The organism is Micromonospora sp. CPCC 205739, from assembly GCF_036906795.1.
Taxonomy (GTDB): domain Bacteria; phylum Actinomycetota; class Actinomycetes; order Mycobacteriales; family Micromonosporaceae; genus Micromonospora.
The window spans coordinates 230351-253160 of the sequence record NZ_JBAKHS010000003.1; the positions used below are offsets into that span (position 1 = coordinate 230351).

Here is a 22810-nt window from a genome sequence, read left to right on the forward strand (position 1 = left end):
CTGTGCCGGATCGGAGCGCCGAGCGGGGCACCGGGTGTGCATCTGTTGGGACACGCTCCGACCGCTGGGGGCCACCGTCCAGACGGTGCCAGACTGGTACCCATGCCTGAGCTGCGGTCGAGGACCTCCACCCACGGTCGGACGATGGCCGGCGCCCGGGCCCTGTGGCGGGCCACCGGGATGACCGACGACGACTTCGGCAAGCCGATCGTCGCCATCGCCAACAGCTTCACCCAGTTCGTTCCCGGTCATGTACATCTCAAGGACCTCGGCGGCCTGGTCGCCGACGCGGTGGCCGAGGCCGGCGGGGTGGGTCGCGAGTTCAACACCATCGCCGTCGACGACGGCATCGCCATGGGCCACGGCGGCATGCTCTACTCGCTGCCCAGCCGGGAGCTGATCGCCGACGCGGTGGAGTACATGGTCAACGCGCACTGCGCGGACGCCCTGGTCTGCATCTCCAACTGCGACAAGATCACCCCGGGGATGCTGCTGGCCGCCCTGCGACTGAACATCCCGACCGTCTTCGTCTCCGGCGGGCCGATGGAGGCCGGCAAGACGGTGGCGATCGAGGGGATCGTCCACTCCAAGATCGATCTGATCGACGCGATGATCGCCTCGTCCAACGAGGCGGTCACCGACGACCAGCTCGGCGAGATCGAGCGTTCCGCCTGCCCGACCTGCGGCTCCTGCTCGGGCATGTTCACCGCGAACTCGATGAACTGCCTGACCGAGGCGATCGGCCTGGCGCTGCCGGGCAACGGCTCGACGCTGGCCACCCACGCCGCGCGCCGGTCGCTCTTCGTCGAGGCCGGCCGCACCGTCGTGGAGATCGCCAAGCGCTGGTACGACCACGACGACGCCTCGGTGCTGCCCCGCGTCGTTGCCGGCCGGGCCGCGTTCGAGAACGCGGTCGCCCTGGACGTGGCGATGGGCGGGTCGACGAACACGATCCTGCACCTGCTCGCCGCCGCCCGCGAGGCCGAGCTGGACTTCGACGTGGCGGACATCGACGCGATCTCCCGCCGGGTGCCCTGCCTGGCCAAGGTCGCGCCGAACTCGCCGCAGTACCACATGGAGGACGTGCACCGGGCCGGCGGCATCCCCGCCATCCTCGGCGAGCTGGACCGCGCCGGCCTGCTCAACCGGGACGTGCACGCCGTGCACTCCCCCACGCTGACGCAGTGGCTGGCCGACTGGGACGTCCGGGGCGGCTCGCCGAGGCCGGAGGCGGTCGAGCTGTTCCACGCCGCCCCGGGCGGGGTGCGCACCACCGAGCCGTTCTCCACCACCAACCGCTGGTCGTCGCTGGACACCGACGCGGCCGGCGGCTGCATCCGGGACCGGGAGCACGCGTACTCCGCCGACGGCGGGCTGGCCATCCTGCACGGCAACCTCGCCCCGGACGGCTGCGTGGTGAAGACCGCCGGGGTGCCCGAGGAGTGCCTCACCTTCCGCGGCCCGGCGAAGGTCTACGAGTCGCAGGACGACGCGGTCTCGGCGATCCTGGCCAAGCAGGTCGTCGCCGGCGACGTGGTGGTGATCCGCTACGAGGGCCCGAAGGGCGGCCCCGGCATGCAGGAGATGCTCTACCCCACCTCGTTCCTGAAGGGCCGGGGGCTGGGCCGTGCCTGCGCGCTGCTCACCGACGGTCGCTTCTCCGGCGGCACCTCCGGGCTCTCCATCGGGCACGTTTCCCCCGAGGCGGCCTCGGGCGGCCTGATCGCCCTGGTTCAGGAGGGCGACGAGATCGTCATCGACATCCCCGGCCGGTCCATCGAGCTCAACGTGCCCGAGGACGTGCTCCAGGCGCGCCGGGTCGCCGAGGAGAAGCGGGACAAGCCGTACACCCCGACCGACCGGCAGCGCCCGGTGTCGGCGGCCCTGCGCGCCTACGCCTCGATGGCGACCTCGGCCAGCGACGGCGCGTACCGGCGGGTGCCGGAGTGAGCGGCGCCCGCTGATCCCTTTCGGGTGACCGGGGCCGCGCCACGCCCGCGATCGGGTGAACGGCCGGCGTGTCGTGGCGGGGATGGCGTGTGCCTGATGAGCGATATACCTGGGAGGCATAAATATGCCTCCCAGGTATATCGCTCGTTGCCGGGTCCGCGTCCGCGCAGACCACGCTGTGTGAGCGGCCCTCCGGCTCGCCGCTGAACAGATCGACCCAGGCCACCGCGCGGGGCGCCAGGCCCGCCGGTGAAGGCCGGCGGCGACCCGGGCCGCCGGAGTCGCCGCCGCGGACCAACGCCCGGATCGTGTGCAGCCGGCCGGCCGTGGGTGCTGCTCCGCGGGCGGAGCGCTACTCGGCGCGGAGGTTGTCCGGGTCGTGCGGGCCGGGGCTGTCGGCCAGGCCCGGCAGGACACCCGCCAGCCCCCGCCCGTCGCGCCTCACGCCGTCGCTCCTTCGGCGGCGGCCGGGACCGGCTGCGCGCCGACGATGTCGTTGACGCAGCGCAGTACCGGCCGGGCGGTCAGCGCCGCCGCGTCCAGCGGCCCGTCGGCCCGCACGGTGAAGGTGGTCGACTCCCCCGGCAGCAGCGTGACCAGCGCCTGGTCGACCTCGGCGGACGGGTCCAGCCGGTCCGGGAAGAGGGTCAGGTCGCGCAGCACCGTCCGGGCGGTCACCCGGACCCGCTGGCCGTCGTCGCCCGGCTCCACCGTCGCGTCGAGGCGGGCCGCCGGCCAGTCCACCTCCCGGTCCTCGGCGAAGAACCAGAGCGCCCGCTCGGCCGTGTCGCCGGCCTCGGCGACCAGCAGCTCCCGGCGGGCCTCCTCCGGCCCCGCCAGGTCCGTCGGCAGCGCCAGCACCACCGCCGAGTACGCCGGGACGTCCAGCGCGTACCCGGTCTTCGCCCTGGGCTCGCCGGCCAGGGTCAGCCGGGTCACCGTCGCCGGGGCCCGCCACGGCTCGCCGGTCTCGTTGACCGCCACCAGGGCCAGCCCGCCGTCGCGGGGCTGGACGGTGAGCAGCCGGTCGGCGTACGCCCGGCGCAGCGCGTACCAGAGCGGTTTGCGGCGGCCGTCGCCGTCGATCGCCGACCAGGAGGTGACCGGCCAGCAGTCGTTGAGCTGCCAGACGATGGTGCCGGCGCAGACGTCCCGGTGCGAACGGAAGTGCTCCACCCCGAGCTGGATGGCCCGCGCCTGGTTGAGCTGGGTGAGGAAGTGCCAGTCGTCGAAGTCGGCCGGCTCGGGCAGGTGCGCGTCGAGCCCGCGCCGGAGCTTGGCGTCGCCGTCGGCGGCCTTCTGGTGGTGGGCCATGCCGGGCGAGTCGGGCGCGAGCGGCTCGTCGGTCAGCGCCCGGCGCAGCGTCGCGTACGCCGCGGGCGCCTGGTAGCCGAACTCCGCGACGAAACGGGGCACGTACTCGCGGTACTTCGTGTAGTCGTCGGTGTTCCACACGTCCCAGATGTGCGTGGTGCCGTGCGCCGGGTCGTTGGGGTGGATCTCCTCGCTGCCCGACCACGGGCTGCCCGGCCAGTACGGCCGGGTCGGGTCCAGCTCGCCGACGATCCGGGGCAGCAGGTCGAGGTAGTAGCCGCGACCCCAGGTGCGCCCGGCCAGCGGCTCCTGCCAGTCCCAGTCGTGCCAGCCCCAGATGTTTTCGTTGTTTCCCGTCCAGAGCACCAGCGACGGGTGCGCGGCCAGCCGGGTCACCTGCTCGGTGGCCTCGGCGGCCACCTCGGTGGCGAACGGCTCCTCCTCCGGGTACGCCGCGCAGGCGAAGAGGAAGTCCTGCTGGACCAGCAGCCCCAGCTCGTCGGCGAGGTCGTAGAAGTCCTCCGACTCGTACCGGCCGCCGCCCCAGACCCGGAGCAGGTTCACCCCGGCCCCGGCGGCCTGGCCGAACCGGTGCGCCAGCCGATCACGGGTGATCCGGCTGGGGAACGGGTCGTCGGGGATCCAGTTGACCCCCCGGACGAAGACCGGGGTGTCGTTCACGTGCAGGGCGAAGGGGGTGCCGTGCGCGTCCGGGGTGGTGTCGAGGCGTACCGACCGGAAACCGATCCGGCGCGACCAGGTGTCCAGCGTCCGGCCGTCCGGCGTGCAGAGCGTGACGTCGAGGCGGTGCAGCGCCTGCGGGCCGTACCCCCGGGGCCACCACAGCTCGGGGTCGCGGACGGTGAGGGTGGCCACGGCCGTGCGCTGCCCCGCCGGGACCACGACCTCGACGGCCGCGCCGGCGACGGTGGCCCGCACACTCAACGGGGTGTCCCCGGCGCGCTCCACCTCGACGTGCAGCTCGACCCGCCCCTCGCCGGCGGCAACGGTGACCAGCGGGCGGACGGTGGCCAGCCGGGCGGTGGACCAGGCGTGCAGCCCGATCTCCTGCCAGATCCCGGCGGTGACCAGGGTGGGCCCCCAGTCCCAGCCGAAGTTGCAGGCCATCTTGCGGATGAACTGGAAGGGCTCCGGGTAGGCGTTCGGCCGGTCGCCGAGGGCGTCGCGGTGCCCCTCGGCGTAGCGGTACGCCGAGTCGAACCGGACGGCCAGCGTGTTCGGCCCCGGCCGCAGCAGCGCGCCGACGTCGAACCGGTGGCCGCGGTGCATGTTCTCGGTACGGCCGACCTCGACGCCGTTGAGGGTGATCGTGGCGACCGTGTCGAGGCCGGCGCAGACCAGGTCGACCCGGTCGTCGTCGCCCGGCTGTCGGTCGACGGTGGTCTCGTAGACCCAGTCGGTGCGCCCGATCCAGCCCAGCGCCGTTTCGTTGTCGTCGACGAACGGGTCGGGGATCAGGCCGGCGGCCAGCAGGTCGGTGTGTACGCAGCCGGGCACGGTGGCCGGCACCGCCCGGTCGGCGACCCCGGCCGGCACCTGCGACCCCGGTACGGCCCGCAGCGTCCAGCCCTCGTGCAAGCTCTGCCAGGTCACGACTTCACCGCGCCTTCCATGATTCCGCGGACGATCTGACGCCCGCCGATGAACAGCATGACCAGCAACGGCACGGTGGCGATGAACGCGCCGGCGAGCACCCGACGGTAGATGACGTAGTTGCCGCTGGCCAGGTCGGAGACGGCCACCATCGAGGTGGGGTAGTCGGTGCCGCTGAGCGTGATCAGCGGCCACTGGAAGTCGTTCCAGGTGGCGACGAAGGTGAGCAGGCCGAGCACCGCCAGGGCCGGGCGGATCGCCGGCAGCACGATGTTCCAGTAGACGCGCATGGTCGTGGCGCCGTCGACCCGGGCGGACTCGACCAGCTCGTCCGGCACGGCGTTGACGATGAACTGGCGCATGTAGAACACGCCGAACGCGGTGACCAAGCCGGGTGCGATGACCGCCAGCAGGGTGCCGTTCCAGCCGAGCTTGCCCATCACGATGTAGAGCGCCACGATGCCGAGCTGGTTGGGCACCGTCAGGGTGAGCACCACGAAGAGCATCAGCGCCCGGCTGCCCTTGAAGCGCAGCTTGGCGAAGGCGAACCCGGCCAGCGAGCAGAAGAACAGCACCGAGGCGGTCACCACCGTCGAGACGATGACGCTGTTGACCAGCGAGGCGGCGAAGTAGACGTCCTGGAGGGAGAAGACCTCCCGGCCGTTGACCATGAACTGGTCGCCGGGGACCACCGCCGGTGGGATCTTCGCCAGCGCCTCGTCGGTGCTGGTGGCGATGACGAACATCCAGTACAGCGGGAACGCGGCGAACAGGATCGTCACCGCCAGCAACAGGTAGGTCCAGACCGAGGCAGGGGTGTCCTGCGGCGCCCGGCCCATCAGCGCGGGCCGGTTCCGCCGGACCGCCACCGGCCGGGGCGGCGCGGTGTCGATCGCGCTCATCCGAGCCTCCTTTCGTTCGCGCTCACCGACGGCCTCCGGAGAGCCGGTTCGTCAGCAGGGTGTTGAGGCCGGCGACCACCAGGATGATCAGGAACAGCGCCCAGGACATCGCGGCGGCGTAGCCGAGGTTGAGGTCCTTCCAGCCGACCTTGTAGATGAGCTGGGCGATGGTCTGCCACTCGCCGTCCGGACCGCCGGTGGCGGCCTGCGAGTTCAGGTCGAACAGCATCGGCTCGGTGAAGAGCTGGAGACCGCCGATGGTGGAGAGCACCACGGTGAAGACGATGACCGGCTGGATCATCGGTACGGTGATCCGCCAGAGTTGCCGCCACGGGCCGGCCCCGTCGATCGCCGCGGCCTCGTACACGTCACGCGGGATGGACTGCATGGCGGCCAGGTAGAGCAGGGCGTTGTAGCCGATCCACTTCCAGTTGACCATCGTGGCGATGGCGATCCAGGAGTGCAGCTTGTCGGCCCGCCAGTCGATCGGCTCGTTCCCGCCGAGCCCGACCAGGCCGAGCATCCAGTTGGCCATGCCGAAGTCGCGGGAGAAGAAGACGCTGAACACCATGGTCGAGGCGACGATCGGGGTGACGTACGGCAGCAGGATGCCCACCCGCCACCAGGTCTGGGCCCGCAGCCTGCGGTTGAGCAGGGAGGCCACCACCAACGCCAGCAGCAGCTGCGGCACCGAGGACAGCAGGAAGATGCCGAAGGTGTTGTAGAGCGCGTTCCAGAAGTCCTCGTCGCCGGCCAGCCGGGTGAAGTTGTCGAAGCCGGCCCACGGCGGCAGCGTCGGGTCGTCCAACCGGTAGTTGCGCAGCGAGACCACGCCGTTGAAGACCAGCGGGAAGAGCCCGAAGACGATGAAGAGCAGGAAGAACGGGGCGATCATCAGGTACGGCATGTAGCGCATGTCGAAGCGGTACAGCCGGTTGCGCCAGGTGAGCCGCCGCTCGCCGGGTCCGGAGCCGCCGCGGCCCGGCGCGGCTCGGCGGCCCGACGGCGCGGGTGCGGCACGGGTGGTGGACATGGGGACACGCTCCAGGGCCGAAGAGATCACGGGGGTACGGGCGGCGGAGGCCGGAGCGGCAGCTCCGGGTACCGCCGGACGGGCGTCGGCGCACCCGGACCGCGGCGGCGCGGTCGCCGGGGAGCCGGGGCGGTGACGGAGCGGGTGGTTGGCACACCCGCTCCGTCACCGGTCACCGGGCCGTCAGGACGTGCCGGCCTTCTCGGCCTCCTTGACCGCCTCGGCCCAGGCGGCCTCCGGCTTCAAGGTCTTGTTCTGCACCCGGGTGATGACGTTCTCCACCGCGACCCGGGTCGGGCCGTTCTTCCTGCCCAGGTACTGCGGGGTCAGGCCCTGCGCCATCTTCGGGAAGATCTGCCCGACCGGGGCGTTGCCGAAGAACGGGTTCTTGAACTCGGCGATCGCCGGGTCGGCGTAGAGCGCCGGCTGCGAGGGCAGGTTGCCGACCTTCTTGAAGATCTCGATCTGCTGCTCCGGCTGGACCAGCCACTCCAGCAGCTCGTACGCCTCGTCGACGTGCTTGCTCTGCTTGGGGATGGTCAGGAACGAGCCGCCCCAGTTGCCGCCGCCGCCGGGCACCGCGGCGATGTCCCACTTGCCCTGGGTGGCGGGCGCGGTGTCCTTGATGTGGCCGAGCATCCACGCCGGGCAGGCGAGCACGGCGAACGAGCCGCTGGTGAAGCCCTTGTCCCAGTCGGCCTGGAAGCTGGCCAGGTTGGCCGAGAGCCCGGCCTGGATGGCCTTGACCGTGTAGTCGAAGGCCACCTTCGGGCCCTGCTCCATCTGGAGCTGGTCCTGCTCGTTGTAGAAGCCGACCTGCTGCTGGCCGAGGATCGGGTTGAACAGGTTGGTGCCGGAGTCGATGAACTTCTTGTTGGTCTTGCCGGTGTACTCCTGGCCGACCTCGATGAACTTGTCCCAGGTGGGCCAGAGGGCGGAGACCTGGTCCCGCTCGGTGGGCAGCCCGGCGGCCTTGAACAGGTCGGTCCGGTAGCACATGGCCAGGCCGCCGACGTCGGTGCCGAGGCCGATCTGGGTCTTGCCGTCGGCCGACAGCGACTGCTTCCACTTCCAGGGCAGGTACTTGCTCTCGTAGGAGCCGGCGCCCTTGTCGAGCAGGTTGACGAACTTGTCGGACTGGCTGCGGAACTGGACCATGAAGCCCTCGTCGATGGCGGCGATGTCCGCCGCGCCCGAGCCCGCGACCAGCTTCTTCTGCAGGTCCTCGTGCTGGGCGTTGTACTCGCCCGAGTTGAGCTGGATCTTGACGTTCGGGTGGGCGGCCTCGTACCGGGTCTTCAGGTCCTGGAGGCCGAAGTCGCCCCAGAAGTTGATTTTGAGCGTGACGACGCCGTCCCCGGAGTCGGAGTCGGTGGTGCTCTTGCCGCTGCAGCCAGCGACCATGACCAGGCCGACGGTGCCGGCCACCGCCGCGCGGACCCAGGGGGTCCAGGACCGTTTCATGTCATCCTCCGCGCCAAATGGGAACGCTCCCGACATCGAGAGACGTTGACTGAACCGGATAAGTGAAGCCACCGTACGGGCCGGGTTCTGCACTGTCAACGGCCGGTGAAAGGGGTGGCCGCCCGGTGACCGGAGCGCAACTCTGGGAGCGCGCCCATGCGTGGTGAAGCGCTCCCGTGCAGCTCGGTGCGCCGCCGGGTACGTGGATGGGCGGGTCGGAGCCGTACGCTTAACCGCGCAAGTGAACGTTCTGCTCGCCCGATGTCCGCCGAACCGGCGGGGACGGTCGCCCGACCGGGCCGAGTAGCGTGAAGGGCCGCCGGTGCAGCCGGCGTCGTGGGACCGGCCCAGGGGGCCGCGAGGATTGAGGAGCACGCCGGTGAAGCGGCCGACCATCGCCGACGTCGCGCGACGCGCCGGGGTGTCCAAGGGCGCGGTGTCGTACGCGCTGAACGGGCAGCCCGGAGTCTCGGAGGCCACCCGCCAACGGATCCTGGCCATCGCCACGGAGATCGGCTTCAGCCCGAGCAGCGCCGCCCGCGCGCTCTCCGGCGCCACCGCCAACGCCGTCGGCCTGGCCCTGTGCCGACCCGCCCGGATACTGGGCATCGAGCCGTTCTTCATGGAGCTGATCAGCGGCGTCGAGGCGGAACTCTCCGCCCGGTCGTACGCGCTCACCCTCCAGGTGGTGGCCGACCAGGAGGCCGAGATCGCGGTCTACCGCCGCTGGTGGGCCGAGCGGCGGGTGGACGGGGTCTTCGTCTGCGACCTGCGCACCGACGACCGGCGGGTGCCGGCGCTGGAGGAGCTGCAACTGCCGGCCGTGGTGATCGGCGGCCCGGGCCACACCGGCAGCCTGGCCAGCGTCTGGTCCGACGACGCGGCGGCGCTGGTGGAGACGGTGGAGTACCTGGTCGCCCTCGGGCACCGCCGGATCGCCCGGGTGGGCGGCCTGCCCTCGTTGCTGCACACCGAGATCCGCACCGACGCGTTCGCGCAGGTGTGCCGGCGGCTCGGGCTGGCCGACGCGGTCACCGTCTGGTCCGACTACACCGGCGAGGAGGGGGCCCGGGCGACCCGTCGCCTGCTCAGCTCCGCCAACCGTCCGACCGCGGTGATCTACGACAACGACGTGATGGCCATCGCGGGGCTGTCGGTGGCGCAGGAGATGGGACTGGCCGTCCCCGGCGACCTCTCCATCGTGGCCTGGGACGACTCGCCGCTCTGCCGGCTGGTGCACCCGCCGCTGACCGCGCTCGGACGCGACATCCCGGCGTACGGGGCGCACGCCGCGCGGCAGTTGCTGGCGGTGATCGCCGGCGAGCCGGTGACCGGCCTGCAGGACGAGACCGCCCACCTGACGCCGCGCGGCAGCACCGCACCGCCCCGGATCAAGTGAACCGGTTCAGCGTTTCCTGAACGGGCGGTCAGCGGGAGGCGGTCGGGAACTCCTCGAAGAACGCCTCCACCCGCTCCGCGGTGGCCGGTCGGGCCAGCGCGAACCCCTGCCCGTACGGGCAGCCGGCCCGCTGCGCCCGTTCCACGTCGGCCTCGGACTCCAACTCCTCCACCACCACCGACAGGCCGAGCCGTTCGCCGAGGCTGACCACCACGTCGATCAGCGGACGGTGCGGGTCGTGGGCCGACCCGACCAGCTGCGGCTGGACCTTGAGCAGGTCGATCGGGAGCCGGCGCAGCTGCGCCAGCGAGGCGTGCTCGGCGCGGAAGTCGTCCAGCGCGGTGCGCACCCCCAGCGACCGCAGGCCGGCCAGCCGGGCCACCACGGTGGGCAGCTCCCGACCGATCCGGGGCTCCCCCACCTCGATCACCAGTTGGTGCGGCGGCACGCCGTGCCCGGCGAGGGTGGCCGCCACCCCCGGCAGGAAGTCCGGGGCCAGCAGCTCCCCGGGCGTCACGTTGACCGCCATCCACAGCTCCCGACCCCCGGCCGACCAGCTGGCGAGCTGCCGGCAGGCCCGGTCCAGCACCCAGCGGCCCAGCTCCCCCATCAGGTCGAGATCCTCGGCCACCGGCAGCAGCTCGGCCGGGAGCACGGTGCCCAGCACCGGGCTGCGCCAGCGCAGCAACGCCTCGGTGCCGACCGGCTGCCGGTCGGCCAGCCCGAGCACCGGCTGGTAGACCAGGTCCAGCTCGCCCCGGGTGGCCGCGCCGGGCAGCTCCCGCTCCAGGTCCAGCCGGCGGATCAGTTGCTCCTCCAGGTAGGCGTCGTACCACTCGACCCGGTTGCGGCCGAGCTGGACCGCGCGCCGCCGGGCCAGGTCCGCCTGCCGCAGCGCGTCCTCCGGCCCGGCCCCGGCCAGCTCCGCCAGGCCGACGCTCACCCGCAGCCGCACCATCGAACCGGGCGTCGGGCAGGGCTCGGCGAGCGCGGCCACCAACCGACCGCCCAGCGCGTACGCCGGCACCGGACCGGCGTCGGTGAGCACCGCGAACTCCTCGCCGGCCACCCGGGCGACGAGGTCGTGCGGGCCCACCACGTCGCGCAGCCGGCGGGCGGCCGTGAGCAGCAGACCGTCCGCCGACGGCCCCGCCCCGTCGGCGACCGCGCCCAGACCGTGCACCTCCACCAGCAGCAGCGCACCCGGGCCGTGATCCCGCGTGCAGAGCGCCCGCATCAGCTCGCGCCGGTTGGCCAGCCCGGTGAGCTGGTCGGTCGCCGCCAGCCGGTGCAGTTCCCGCTCCAACCGGCGCCGCTCGCCGATGTCGCGCACGTGCAGCACCACCGCGTCCACCTCGGGCACCCCGCGCTGGTCGCTCACGGTCGACTCGGTCTCCCGCCAGCCACCGTCGCCGGTGGTCATCCGGGCCACCAGCAGCAGCGGCTCCTGGTCACCCCGGGGCGCGGCGAGCCGGCCGAGCGCGGCCGGCGCGTCGTCGGGGTGCAGCAGCTCCGCCAGCCGCCGGCCGCGTACCTCGTCGTCGCGCAGCCCGAACCACCGCGCGCCGGCCGCGGAGAGCCAGCGCACCCGCAACTCGTCGTCGAGCAGCAGGATCAGATCGCGGCCACCGGAGACCAGGGCCCGGAAGTGCGCCTCGCGGGCGGCCAGCCGGCTGGCCCAGTACCGGTTGTCGGCGGCGGTGATCAGCTCCCGGCCGACCAGCGGCGGGATCACCGCGAGCCCGAGCAGGACGGCGGTCGGCGTGAAGCTGCCGACCGTCCAGAGGTGGTACCCGGCGGCGAGGGTGGCCACCGCGGCGGGCGCGGTCACCCGGGGCCAGGCCGGCGGCGGGCCGGCGCCCAGGGCCGGGTCCCCGGCCGACACCCGGGCCATCCCGGCCGCGGTGAAGAGGGCGCCCGCGAGCAGCGGCGCGACCGCGCTCAGCGTCGCGACGGCCGGCGCCTCGTAGGCCAGTAGCACCACCAGGTCGGCCAGCCCGAGCAGGGCGGCCGCCGCGCCGGCCCGGCAGAGCGCCGCGCCCGGCCGACGACGCCGCTCCGCCAGCGCGCTCACCAGCAGGCCGGCGAGCGCGCCCGCGCCGGACACCGTGACGGCGCGGGCCAGCGGGGGGACGTCGCCCGGCGGCAGGAGCACCCAACCCGCGAAGAGCAGGGCGGTGCCGAGCCCGAGCACGTCGACGGTCCGGCGCAGCCGGACCCGGGTTGCCAGCCGGGAGTGGCCGGGGAGCAGGAGCAGGCCGCCGCCGTACAGCAGGGCCGCGGCGGCGAGCCCGGTGGCCGCGACGGCCGCGCGCTGCGCCGCCTCGGCCAGCGGCAGGACGGCCACGGTCAGGCCGACCACGAGCACGGCGGCGTCGAGCAGCGCGGCGGCCCGGCGGCGACGCGGCGCCCACCGGTCCCGGCCACCTGCGGCGGCCTCCCGGGAGAGCCGGACACCGGCCAGGGCACACCCGGCCGCGCCGGCCAGCGTGGTGGCGGCCAGCGGCGGCAACGCGCCGGCCAGGGCGGCGGTGACCAGCAGCACGGCCGTCGCCAGCACGGCGGCCACCGCGGGCGGCGGGCGGTGGACCAGGTACGCGTGAGGCACGACGGTCGCCTTCGTGAGGGGGACACGGGGCGGTGCGGCGATGCGGGCGGGACGGACGCGGCACGGACGGATATCCGACACCCACCATTCCCGGAAACGACCGAGCGAGGCTCCAGTTACGTGTCCTGGCAGTGACGCATGTCACTGCTGGATGGCACCGGTCACCATCCGCCGCCCGGCCGGAACGGGACCACAGGCGGGTGGGATCATCGGAGGGTGAGTAGCGCCGACACCATCCGCTTCCGGTACAACCAGGCCATCCTGGTCGCGGCGATCGTCGCCTTCCTCGGCGCCCTGCCGCTGGCCAGCGCCGAGTGGTACCTGCTGCCGGTGCTGCTCGTCCCGATCGTCGTCGGCGTCTGGGCCTGGCGGGCGGGCACCGACGCCGACCGGCGCGAGCTGCGGCTGCGGGCGCTGGCCGGCGGGCGCCGGATCGCCTGGGACCGGGTCGTCGAGCTGACGGCCGACCCGCGCGGCCGCGCCGTCGCCCGCCTCGACGACGGGCAGGAGGTCGTGCTGCCCGCGGTGCGCGGCAGCGACCTGCCCCGGCTGGTCTCCGCCACCGGGCAGCGCCTGCCCGGCGACCGCTGAGCCGGCTCAGTAGCCGTCGGTCACCGTGTTGACCAGCGGCTCCCCGGCGGCGAACCGGCGCAGCTGCGCGCCCACCAGCCGGTACGCCCGCGGCAGCAGGCCGCGTACCGAGCCGGCGACGTGCGGGGTGAGCAGCACGTTGGGCAGTTCCCACAGCGGATGGTCGGCGGGCAGCGGCTCGGGGTCGGTGACGTCCAGCGCGGCCCGCAGCCGCCCGCTGGACAGCTCCGCCACCAGCGCCTCCGTCCGGGCCACCGGCCCCCGGGCGGCGTTCACCAGCAGTGCGCCGTCGGGCATCGCGGCGAGGAAGGCGGCGTCCACCATGCCCCGCGTCCCCTCGGTCAGCGGCACCAGCAGCACCACGACGTCCGCCTCGGGCAGCAGCCGGGGCAGGTCGTCCACCCCGTGCACCCCCTCCGCCGGGCGGGCCCTGCGGGCGACCAGCGTGACGGTGACGTCGAACGGGGCCAGCCGGGCGTGCACCGCCGCGCCGATCGAACCGGCGCCGACGATCAGCACCCGCTTGCCGGTCAGCTCGTCGGTCGGGGTGACGTCGTCGTACGCCCACTCCCGGCGGGCCTGCGCCCGGGCCATCGCGGGGAAGTTGCGCAGCTGGGACAGGATCGCGGTGAGCACCCACTCGGCGGTGCCGGCGTCGTGCACGCCCCGCGCGTCGCAGAGGGTCACCCCGTCCGGCATCTGGCCGGCCCAGGCGTCCGCCCCGGCGGAGAGGAGCTGGACCACCGCTAGGTCCGGCAGCCGCGCCAGCATCGGGGCGGTGTCCCCGGCGGCGAGGAACGGCGGTACCCAGAACCGGACGCCGGCCGGGTCCGACGGCGGACGCTCCGGGTCCGTCCACGGCTCGACGGTGACGCCCGCGGGCACCTCACCGAGCAACCCGACGCCGGCCTCGTGCGGAATCCATACCTTCACGTCCGCCGACGATAGCGACCAGCGCCCGGTCCGGTCCGGCGGACCGGCTCACCGGGGGCGCGCGAACCGCCCCGGCCGTGGTCGCCACCTGCGGCCGGCGGGTATAACCGAGGATCGGAGCTCCCGCCGGCGCTTCGTACGTCCGCAGACAGGTGGCCGATGACCCAGCGCTCCCCGGGCCGTCGCGGTCGGCTGCCCGCCGTGGACATCCCCGCGCTGGCCGACCCGGCGCGGCTGCGGTCGCTCGCCGAGACCGGGCTGGACGCCGCGCCCGACGAGGCGTTCGACCGCTTCGCCCGGCTGGTCAGCGACCTGCTCGAGGTGCCGGTCGCGCTGGTGTCGCTGGTCACCGACGAACAGCAGTTCTTCCCGGGCGCGGTCGGCCTGCCGGAGCCCTGGGCCGCCCGCCGGCAGACCCCGCTGAGCCACTCGTTCTGCCAGCACGTGGTGGACATCGAGATCCCGATGGTGCTGCCGGACGCCCGGCTCTACCCCCGGGTCTGGAACAACCTGGCCATTGCGGAGCTGGGCGTGGTCGCGTACGCCGGGATGCCGCTGACCGACCTGGACGGCCGGGTGCTCGGCTCGCTGTGCGCCATCGACAGCAAACCGCGCGCCTGGACCGCCGGCCAGCTGCGTACCCTGGCCGACCTCGCCGCCGCCTGCTCGTCGGAGCTGCGGCTGCGGATCGCGCTCGACGGCGCGGAGGAGGCCCGGCGGCGGGTCGAGGAGGCGCACGAGCGGCTCAAGCTGCTCTCCGCGCTGAGCGAGACCCTGACCGGCACGCTCGACGTGGCCACCGCGGTGTCCCGGCTGACCGACGCGGTGGTGCCGATGCTGGCCGACTGGGCGCTGGTGACCCTGGTCGACCGGGCGGGCGCGCCCCGCCAGGTCACCGCGCTGCACCGCGACCCCGACCGGGCCGCCCAGGTCGACCGCTTCGCCGAGCTGATGACGCGCCACCTCGGCCCGCAGTCGATCACCCGTACGGTGCTGCGCACCGGGCAGCCCGTGCTGGGCAGGGCGGCCACCCTGGACGACGTCCGGCGGGCCACCACCGACCCGGAGCTGGTGACGCTCGCCGACCAGCTCGGATTCGCGTCGCACCTGACGGTGCCGGTGCCGGCGCCCGGGCGGGGTGCCGTGGTGGGCTGCGTGACGCTGATCAACGCGCCGGGGCGGCGGCCCTTCGACGACACCGACCTGCACACCGCGCTGGAGATCGGCCGCCGGGCCGGCCAGGCGCTCGGCAACAGCTGGATGTACGACGAGCAGCGGCACGTCGCCGAGGTGCTCCAGCACAGCATGCTGCCGGAGCTGCCGGAGAGTTCCCGGGTCGAGCTGGCCGCCCGCTACCAGCCGGTGGCGGACCGGGTCGAGGTGGGCGGCGACTGGTACGACGCCTTCGTCCAGCCCGACGGCGACCTGGTCGTGGCGATCGGCGACGTCGCCGGGCACGACATCGAGGCCGCCGCCACCATGGGCCAGCTGCGGAACCTGGTCCGGGGCAACGCCTTCGGCCGGACCGACCCGGTGGACGAGCTGATGATCCGGCTGGACGGGGCCATCTCCGGCCTGCGCATCCGGGCCGCCGCCACGGCCACCCTGGCCCGGCTGCGTCCCCGGCCAGGCGGCGGCCTGACGGTGAGCTGGTGCAACGCCGGGCACCCACCGCCGCTGCTGGTCGACGCCAAGGGCGCGGTACGCGTGCTCGGCGGCCCGCGCGAGCCACTGCTCGGCTTCACCCGCCCGATCCCCCGCAGCAGCCAGGAGACCACGCTGGCCCCGGGGGACACCCTGCTGCTCTACACCGACGGCCTGATCGAGCGCCGGGACCGCACGATCGACGAGGGGCTGGCCGAGCTGCTGGACCGGCTCTCCGGCGCCGGCCCGCTTCCCCTCGCCGAGCTGTGCGACCTGCTGCTCACCGCCGGGGACCGGCGCGAGGACGACATCGCGCTGCTCGCCGTCCGGGCCCGCTGAGCGGGGTCGCGCAGGCTTCGACCGTCGCCGGTGGGCCGGGAAGTCCGGATTTGCGGGCTAGGCTGGGCCGGGTGAGCGCCCGTCCCCCGTACTCCCGCACCGGCCGCCGTCGCGCGGCGCTGGCGGCGTCCTGCGCGGCGCTGCTGCTGGCCACCTCCGGGTGCAGCTTCGGCCCGCCCGAGCCGGACCCGGCCGGCGAGCCGCCCAACCTGCCCACCCCGTCCGCGTCGGCGAGCGCCGGCGCGGGGCAGGAGGTGGTCGCCACGGTCCTGGCCAAGGGGTTGCGGGTGCCCTGGGGCCTCGCGTTCCTGCCGGACGGCGGCGCGCTGGTCACCGAGCGGGACAGCGGGCGGATCCTCAAGGTCGGCCCGGAGTCCGGGCCGGAGGGGTTGCGGGTCACCCCGGTGCAGACCGTGCCGGACGTGGCGGCCGGCGGCGAGGCGGGGCTGCTCGGCATCGCGGTCTCCCCCGCGTACGCCAAGGACGCGACCGTCTTCGTCTACTACACCAGCGAGCGGGACAACCGGGTCGCCAAGCTGAAGCTCGGTGGTACGCCGACGCCGATCCTCACCGGCATCCCGAAGGCGGGCAACCACGACGGTGGCGGGCTGGCCTTCGGCCCCGACGGGCAGCTCTACGTGAGCACCGGCGACGCCGGCAACCGGGGCTCCGGGCAGGACCGGAAGAACCTCGGCGGCAAGATCCTGCGGATCACGCCGGAGGGGAAGCCGGCGCCGGGCAATCCGTTCCCCGGCTCCCCGGTCTGGTCGCTGGGGCACCGCAACGTGCAGGGCATGGCCTGGGACGCCGGCCAGCGGATGTACGCCACCGAGTTCGGCCAGAACACCTGGGACGAGGTCAACCGGATCGACAAGGGCGCCAACCTCGGCTGGCCGACCGTCGAGGGGCAGGCCGGCGACAAGCGGTACGTCGACCCGATCGTGCAGTGGCGCACCTCGGAGGCGTCCTGCTCCGGGCTGGCCGCGGCCGGCCGGCTGCTGGTCACCGCCTGCCTGCGCGGCGAGCGGCTCTGGCTGGTGGAGCTGACCGACACCGGCACCGTGCTGGGGCAGCCGCGTGAGCTGCTGACCGGCCGGTACGGGCGGCTGCGGGCGGTGGCCGCCGCCCCGGACGGCTCGCTCTGGGTCTCCACCTCCAACCACGACGGGCGGGGTGAGCCGGCGCCGGAGGACGATCGCCTGCTGCGGCTGGTCTTCGCCGAGGGCGGCGCCGGGCGGAGCTGAGCGCCGCCCGATCGGCCGCCACGAGCCGCCGGGCGGCGCGACACACCGGGAGTTTCGGCGGGGAAACGCGCCGCCGTCCGCGGGTTTGCCAAGATCCATCATTGGGCAGGTCAGAATCTCAGCATGGACGGTGGGGAGAACGAGCAGCGCGGGCCCGGGGACGAGGACACTCCCCCGGCCCGGCGTGAGCGACGCTGGTGGCCCGTAAGGGACCGGGCCGGCCGACCGAGCCGGTCGGGGTGGGCCCGGCGGACCGGCCTGGTGCTCGCCGTCCTGCTGGTGGCGCTGGCCGGGGCGGTGATCGGGGTGCTGGCCGGTGGCCGGGTGAACACCGACATCGGTCCGTTCCGGGCCAGCCTGACCCTCGCGCCGGCGCTCAAGGGCAGCACCACGGTGGACATCCCGCCGCTGGGCGCGCTCCAGCTCGACAGCCACGACGGGCCGACCCACCTGACCGTCCGGCTGGGCGCCCTGGACCAGCGCCGGACCGAGGCGCTGATCGACGACCCGGCCAGCCTCAGCCGGGCCAGTCAGTCCGCCGTGGAGGACGTCCGCAGCGGCGTGATGCGGCTCGGGCTGCGCACCGCCGGGTCGGCGGTGCTGGTCACCCTGGTGCTGGCCGGCCTGATCTTCCGGGACGTCCGCCGCACCGCCTGGTCCACCGGGCTCTCGCTGGCGGTCACCGCCGGCAGCCTGGGGCTCGCCGCGGGCACCCTGCGCCCGCAGGCGATCGAGGAGCCACGGTACGAGGGGCTGCTGGTCAACGCCCCGGCGATCGTCGGCGACGCCCGGCGCATCGCCAACGACTACTCCCGGTACGCCGAACAGCTGCAACGCCTGGTCGGCAACGTCAGCCAGCTCTACACCACGGTCTCCGCCCTGCCGGTGTACGAGCCCGCGCCCGGCACCACCCGGGTGCTGCACGTCTCCGACATGCACCTCAACCCGACCGGCTGGCAGCTGATCCGCACGGTGGTGGAGCAGTTCGACATCGACGTGGTGATCGACACCGGGGACATCACCGACTGGGGCAGCGAGCCGGAGGCCTCGTTCGTCGGCTCGATCGGCCTGCTCAGGAAGCCGTACGTCTACATCCGGGGCAACCACGACTCGGCGCGGACCGCCGCGGCGGTGGCCCGGCAGCCCAACGCGATCGTGCTCAACAACTCGACCACCAGCGTGGCCGGCCTGACCATCGCGGGGATCGGCGACCCCCGGTTCACCCCGGACAAGGAGACCTCCCCCGCCGGCAGCGGCCTGACCAAGCAGGTGGCCGAACAGGTGATCGGGGCCGGTGAGCAGCTCGCCGCCACGGTGCGGCGGTCACCGCGGCCGGTGAACATCGCCCTGGTACACGACCCGGCCTCGGCCGGCCCGCTCTCCGGCACCTGCCCGCTGGTGCTCGCCGGGCACACCCACGCCCGGCAGGTGTCGAAGCTGCCGCAGCAGCCCGGCAAGCAGCCCACCCAGTTGATGGTGGAGGGCTCCACCGGCGGGGCCGGGCTGCGCGGCCTGGAGGGCGAGAAGCCGACCCCGCTGTCGATGACCGTGCTCTACTTCGACCAGCAGAAACTGCTCCAGGCCTACGACGACATCACGGTCGGCGGCACCGGGCAGGCCCAGGTCAATCTGGAACGCCACGTGATCAAGGAACCGGCGCAGGGCGCTCCGGCCCCCGTCACCCCCACCCCGACCCGCTGACCGCCCCGCGACTTGCGGCATGTCGTGGTGTCGCCGTGACGGGCGACCACGACATGCCGCAGACCGGGGTCGAGCGCGGGCCGGACGTCAGCGCAGCGACAGCGCGGCCAGGGCGGCGTTGACGATGCTGCCGGGCAGCAGATCGTGCAGCTCGTACAGCTCACGGACGCTGCCGGACTGGCCGAACTCGTCGACCCCCAGCGGCACCGCCGGCACGCCCAGCGCCGAGCCCAGCCAGGCCATCGCGTGCGAGGCGGCGTCGTGCACGGTCACCACCGGGGCCCGGTCACCGAACGCGGCCCGCAGCGCGCCAGGCACGCTGGGCACGGTCGCGGTCCGCACACCCTGGCGCAGCGTCCGCTGCCAGGCCCGGTAGAGCCGGTCCAGCGAGGTCACGTCCACCACGTGCGCGGCGATGCCCTCCTCTGCCAGCTCGGCGGCGGCCGCGAGCACCTCCGGCAGCACCGCGCCGGAACCAGCCAGGGTCACCACCGGGGCGTCCGCCAGGTGCGGGTACGCCTGGTGCGCGTCGACCAGCCGGTACGCCCCGGCGACCACCTGCCGGCGCAGCACCGCGTCCCCGATCCGGGCCCGGGCCGCCTCGAAGGGCGCCTGGTCGATCGGGCGGGTGCTCAACCGGAAGTAGTACGCCCCGTCCTCGGCCGGCGCGGCGGTGGCCGCCGGTGCGGCGCCGCCGGCGATCTGGCCGAGCGCGTCGCAGAGCAGCCAGTCCAGGCTGGCCGCGTACGCCGGCTCGAGGAAGGTGACGCCGGGCAGTTCCAGGCCGACCGAGGCGGTGATCGTCGACTGGTGGGCGCCGCCCTCGGGGGCGAGGGTGATGCCCGACGGGGTGCCGGCGACCACGAACCGGGAGCCGGAGTAGGTGCCGTAGAGGAACGCGTCCAGGCCGCGCAGCACGAACGGGTCGTAGACCGTGCCGACCGGCAGCAGCGGCTGCCCCGACAGGTCCCACGACAGGCCGAGCTGCCCCAGCAGCAGGAACAGGTTCATCTCCGAGATGCCCAGCTCGATGTGCTGGCCGGCGGGACTCTCCGTCCAGCGCAGCATCCGGTCCTCGGTCCAGGAGCGCTGCTCGGTGGGGGCGAAGACGCCGGTCTTGTTGATGAAGCCGGCCAGGTTGGTGGAGGTGGCCACGTCCGGCGCGGTGGTGACCAGGTAGGGCGCCACGTTCTCGTCCCGGGCCAGGTCGACCAGCACCCGGCCGAAGACCTCCTGGGTGGAGACCGGCTTGTTGGCGCGTACCCGGGTGGTCTCCGGGACGGTGATCCCCAGCGACCGCTCCCGGGGCGCGCGGGCCAGCGCCTCCCGGCGCTCGCCGGCCCGGATGCCGGCCGGCGACGCCGGGTCGAGGCGGTCCCACTCGGTCTCCGGGGTCAGGCCGTTGGCGGCGCGCAGCGCGTCGACCTGCTCGCTGGTGAGCAGCGCCGAGTGGTTGCGCGGATTGCCGGCGATCGGCAACCCCCACCCCTTGACCGTGTACGCGAAGACCACGCTGGGCCGGTCGGTGACCGCGTCGCACTGGGCGTACGCGTCGAGCATGGCCTCCAGGTCGTGCCCGCCCAGGTCGGTCACCAGCGGGCCCAGCTCGTCGTCTCCGATGTCCGCGACGAAGGCGCCCACCTCGGCCGGCGCCCCGTCGAGGAACTGCTTGCGCAGCGCCGGGCCGGCCAGCCCGAACAGCGACTGGTACTGCTCGTTGGGCATCAGGTCGATCCAGTCGCGCAGCGCCGCGCCGCCCGGCCGGGCGTACGCCTCGGCGAGCTTGCGGCCGTACTTGACCTCCACGACGTGCCAGCCGGCGGCCTCGAACTGGCCGCGCCACTGGTTGATCCGGATGCCGGGGACGACCCGGTCCAGCGACTGGCGGTTGAAGTCGACCAGCCACATCACGTTGCCCAGCCCGGTGGTGGCCGGGTCGGCGACCGCCTCCCAGATGTTCCCCTCGTCCAGCTCGGCGTCGCCGATCAGCGCGACGAACCGGGAGTGCGGACGCGCCCCGAAGTGCGCGTCGACGTAGCGGCGGGTGACGGCGGCGAAGAGCGGGGCCGCCGCGCCGAGCCCGACGGAGCCGGTGGAGAAGTCCACCTCGTCCGGGTCCTTGGTCCGCGACGGGTACGACTGGAGCCCGCCGCGCGCCCGCAGCTTCGGCAGGTACGACCGGTCCAGGTTGCCCAGCAGGTACTGGATGGCGTGGAACACCGGCGACGCGTGCGGCTTGACCGCGACCCGGTCCTCCGCGTCCAGGTGGGCGAACCAGAGCGCGGTCATCGCCGTGACCAGCGACGCGCTGGACGCCTGGTGGCCGCCGACCTTCACTCCGTCGCCGGTGTCCCGGTCGTGGTTGGCCGCGTCCACGATCCGGGTGGCGAGCCAGAGCACCCGCCGCTGGATCTCGTCGAGGACGTCGAGGTCGGGCTCGGGACGGTCGTTCACGGTGGCTCCATCCGGGCGTCGTCGGTGACGCCCTGCCGAGGGGATGCGGGGTGCCCGCGTACTCGAAAAAAGGGTCGAGGGCCGCCGCCGGTCGGACGGCGGCCCTCGACCGGTGGGCTCAGCCCTGGACGCCGAGGCGCTCCAGGATCAGCTCGCGGACGGTCTTGGCGTCGGCCTGGCCGCGGGTGGTCTTCATGACCGCGCCCACCAGCGCGCCGGCCGCGGCGACCTTGCCGCTGCGGACCTTGTCGGCGATGCCCGGGTTGGCGGCGATCGCCTCGTCCACGGCGGCGGTGAGCGCGCCGGTGTCGGAGACGACCTCCAGGTTCCGGTTGGTCATGATCTCGGTCGGCGAGCCCTCGCCGGCCACCACGCCCTCCAGCACCGTACGGGCCAGCTTGTCGTTGAGCTTGCCCGCGTCGACCAGGCTCTGCAGCTCGGCGACCTGCGCCGGGGTGGCGCCGACGTCGGCCAGCTCGATGCCGGCCTCGTTGGCCCGCCGGGACAGCTCACCCAGCCACCACTTGCGGGCGGCGGCCGGGGTCGCGCCGGCGGCGATGGTGGCCTCGATCAGCTCGACCGCGCCGGCGTTGAGCACCGACTGCATGTCCAGGTCGGACAGGCCCCACTCCTGCTGGAGCCGGCGGCGGTGCAGCCGGGGCAGCTCCGGCAGGGCGGCCTTCAGCTCGGCCACCCAGGCGGTGTCCGGGGCGAGCGGCACCAGGTCCGGCTCCGGGAAGTACCGGTAGTCGGTGGCGGTCTCCTTGGACCGGCCCGGCGTGGTGTCGCCGGTGTCCTCGTGGAAGTGCCGGGTCTCCTGGGTGATCTTCCCGCCGGCGTCGAGCACGGCGGCCTGGCGCAGCATCTCCGAGCGCACCGCCCGCTCCACCGAGCGCAGCGAGTTGACGTTCTTGGTCTCGGTACGGGTGCCCCACTCCTCGCCGGGCAGGTTGAGGGAGGTGTTCACGTCGCAGCGCAGCGAGCCCTCCTCCATCCGCACGTCGGAGACGCCCAGCGAGCGGATCACGTCACGCAGCTCGGTCACGTACGCCCGGGCCACCTCCGGAGCCAGCGCGCCCGTGCCGGGAACCGGCTTCGTGACGATCTCCACCAGCGGGATGCCGGCCCGGTTGTAGTCGACCAGCGACTCGGTCGCGCCGTGGATCCGGCCGGTGGCGCCACCGACGTGCAGCGTCTTGCCGGTGTCCTCCTCCAGGTGCACCCGCTCGATGCCGATCCGCACCAGCTCGCCGCCGACCTCGACGTCCAGGTAGCCGTCGAAGCAGAGCGGCTCGTCGTACTGGCTGATCTGGAAGTCCTTCGGCATGTCCGGGTAGAAGTAGTTCTTCCGGGCGAACCGGCACCACTCGGCGATGGAGCAGTTCAGCGCCAGGCCGATCCGGATGGTCGCCTCGATGGCCGCCTTGTTGGCCACCGGCAGCGAGCCGGGCAGGCCCAGGCAGACCGGGCAGACCCGGGTGTTCGGCTCGCCGCCGAAGTCGGTCGGGCAGCCGCAGAACATCTTGGTGTTCGTGCCCAGCTCGACGTGGGTCTCCAGGCCGATCACCGGTTCGTAGCGCGCGACGACGTCGTCGTACGCGGGCAGTGTCGTGGTCATCT

Annotated in this window: 14 protein-coding genes; 6 read left to right on the forward strand and 8 right to left on the reverse strand. The window is 73.7% G+C overall.

Translation table 11 applies throughout. The features are described from left to right. Positions 1-102: 102 nt before the first annotated feature. Positions 103-1950, forward strand: a complete 1848-nt coding sequence (ilvD, locus tag V6U88_RS07200) for a dihydroxy-acid dehydratase (RefSeq protein ID WP_334450990.1) — start codon at positions 103-105, stop codon at positions 1948-1950. A gap of 441 nt (positions 1951-2391) precedes the next feature. Here ilvD and V6U88_RS07205 read toward each other — a convergent pair whose 3' ends face one another. The 4 genes from V6U88_RS07205 to V6U88_RS07220 all read right to left on the reverse strand — a co-directional run bounded on the left by V6U88_RS07205 (position 2392) and on the right by V6U88_RS07220 (position 8277). After that, complete coding sequence (locus V6U88_RS07205) at positions 2392-4878, reverse strand: glycoside hydrolase family 2 protein (RefSeq protein ID WP_334450992.1); 2487 nt, start codon at positions 4876-4878, stop codon at positions 2392-2394. Continuing rightward, positions 4875-5717, reverse strand: coding sequence for a carbohydrate ABC transporter permease (locus V6U88_RS07210; protein WP_442934589.1), 843 nt, complete (start codon positions 5715-5717; stop codon positions 4875-4877). Before V6U88_RS07210 ends, V6U88_RS07205 begins: the two co-directional genes overlap by 4 nt. A gap of 85 nt (positions 5718-5802) precedes the next feature. Then, on the reverse strand, positions 5803-6813 hold the full coding sequence (locus tag V6U88_RS07215) for a carbohydrate ABC transporter permease (RefSeq protein WP_334450996.1): 1011 nt from the start codon (positions 6811-6813) through the stop codon (positions 5803-5805). 183 nt (positions 6814-6996) lie between these two features. After that, positions 6997-8277, reverse strand: coding sequence for an ABC transporter substrate-binding protein (locus tag V6U88_RS07220; RefSeq protein WP_334450998.1), 1281 nt, complete (start codon positions 8275-8277; stop codon positions 6997-6999). A 379-nt stretch (positions 8278-8656) separates the two neighbouring features. On the opposite strand from V6U88_RS07220, the gene V6U88_RS07225 reads away from it, so the two are divergent. After that, positions 8657-9676, forward strand: a complete 1020-nt coding sequence (locus V6U88_RS07225) for a LacI family DNA-binding transcriptional regulator (RefSeq protein ID WP_334451000.1) — start codon at positions 8657-8659, stop codon at positions 9674-9676. A 28-nt stretch (positions 9677-9704) separates the two neighbouring features. Here V6U88_RS07225 and V6U88_RS07230 read toward each other — a convergent pair whose 3' ends face one another. Further along, positions 9705-12284: a GGDEF domain-containing protein gene (locus tag V6U88_RS07230; protein WP_334451001.1), complete on the reverse strand. Its 2580-nt coding sequence runs from the start codon at positions 12282-12284 to the stop codon at positions 9705-9707. A gap of 216 nt (positions 12285-12500) precedes the next feature. Here V6U88_RS07230 and V6U88_RS07235 point away from each other — a divergent pair, with 216 nt between their 5' ends. Continuing rightward, positions 12501-12875, forward strand: a complete 375-nt coding sequence (locus tag V6U88_RS07235; RefSeq protein ID WP_334451002.1) for a PH domain-containing protein — start codon at positions 12501-12503, stop codon at positions 12873-12875. 6 nt (positions 12876-12881) lie between these two features. Here V6U88_RS07235 and V6U88_RS07240 read toward each other — a convergent pair whose 3' ends face one another. Then, entirely contained in the window at positions 12882-13808 is a 927-nt protein-coding gene (locus V6U88_RS07240; RefSeq protein WP_334451004.1) for a 2-hydroxyacid dehydrogenase, read from the reverse strand. 159 nt (positions 13809-13967) lie between these two features. Here V6U88_RS07240 and V6U88_RS07245 point away from each other — a divergent pair, with 159 nt between their 5' ends. From V6U88_RS07245 to V6U88_RS07255, 3 genes are all read left to right on the forward strand, one after another. Continuing rightward, positions 13968-15791 (forward strand): SpoIIE family protein phosphatase, encoded by a 1824-nt coding sequence (locus tag V6U88_RS07245; protein WP_334451005.1) that lies wholly within the window; start codon positions 13968-13970, stop codon positions 15789-15791. Positions 15792-15862: 71 nt separating this feature from the next. Next, a complete protein-coding gene (locus V6U88_RS07250; RefSeq protein WP_334451006.1) occupies positions 15863-17035 on the forward strand; it encodes a PQQ-dependent sugar dehydrogenase in 1173 nt (390 codons plus the stop codon). 123 nt (positions 17036-17158) lie between these two features. Continuing rightward, on the forward strand, positions 17159-18736 hold the full coding sequence (locus V6U88_RS07255; RefSeq protein WP_334451007.1) for a metallophosphoesterase: 1578 nt from the start codon (positions 17159-17161) through the stop codon (positions 18734-18736). An 87-nt stretch (positions 18737-18823) separates the two neighbouring features. On the opposite strand, the gene V6U88_RS07260 is transcribed toward V6U88_RS07255, so the two are convergent. Beyond that, positions 18824-21190 (reverse strand): transketolase-like TK C-terminal-containing protein, encoded by a 2367-nt coding sequence (locus V6U88_RS07260; protein ID WP_334451009.1) that lies wholly within the window; start codon positions 21188-21190, stop codon positions 18824-18826. Positions 21191-21308: 118 nt separating this feature from the next. Beyond that, positions 21309-22808 (reverse strand): Asp-tRNA(Asn)/Glu-tRNA(Gln) amidotransferase subunit GatB, encoded by a 1500-nt coding sequence (gene gatB, locus V6U88_RS07265; RefSeq protein WP_334451011.1) that lies wholly within the window; start codon positions 22806-22808, stop codon positions 21309-21311. Between the last annotated feature and the right edge of the window lie 2 nt (positions 22809-22810).

Excerpts from the sequence above, each read along its gene's own strand:
- ilvD (WP_334450990.1), top strand. The coding sequence starts at position 103 with ATGCCTGAGCTGCGGTCGAGGACCTCCACCCACGGTCGGACGATGGCC.
- V6U88_RS07210 (WP_442934589.1), bottom strand. The coding sequence starts at position 5,717 with ATGGGCCGGGCGCCGCAGGACACCCCTGCCTCGGTCTGGACCTACCTG.
- V6U88_RS07215 (WP_334450996.1), bottom strand. The coding sequence starts at position 6,813 with ATGTCCACCACCCGTGCCGCACCCGCGCCGTCGGGCCGCCGAGCCGCG.
- V6U88_RS07220 (WP_334450998.1), bottom strand. The coding sequence starts at position 8,277 with ATGAAACGGTCCTGGACCCCCTGGGTCCGCGCGGCGGTGGCCGGCACC.
- V6U88_RS07245 (WP_334451005.1), top strand. The coding sequence starts at position 13,968 with ATGACCCAGCGCTCCCCGGGCCGTCGCGGTCGGCTGCCCGCCGTGGAC.
- V6U88_RS07255 (WP_334451007.1), top strand. The coding sequence starts at position 17,159 with ATGGACGGTGGGGAGAACGAGCAGCGCGGGCCCGGGGACGAGGACACT.
- gatB (WP_334451011.1), bottom strand. The coding sequence starts at position 22,808 with ATGACCACGACACTGCCCGCGTACGACGACGTCGTCGCGCGCTACGAA.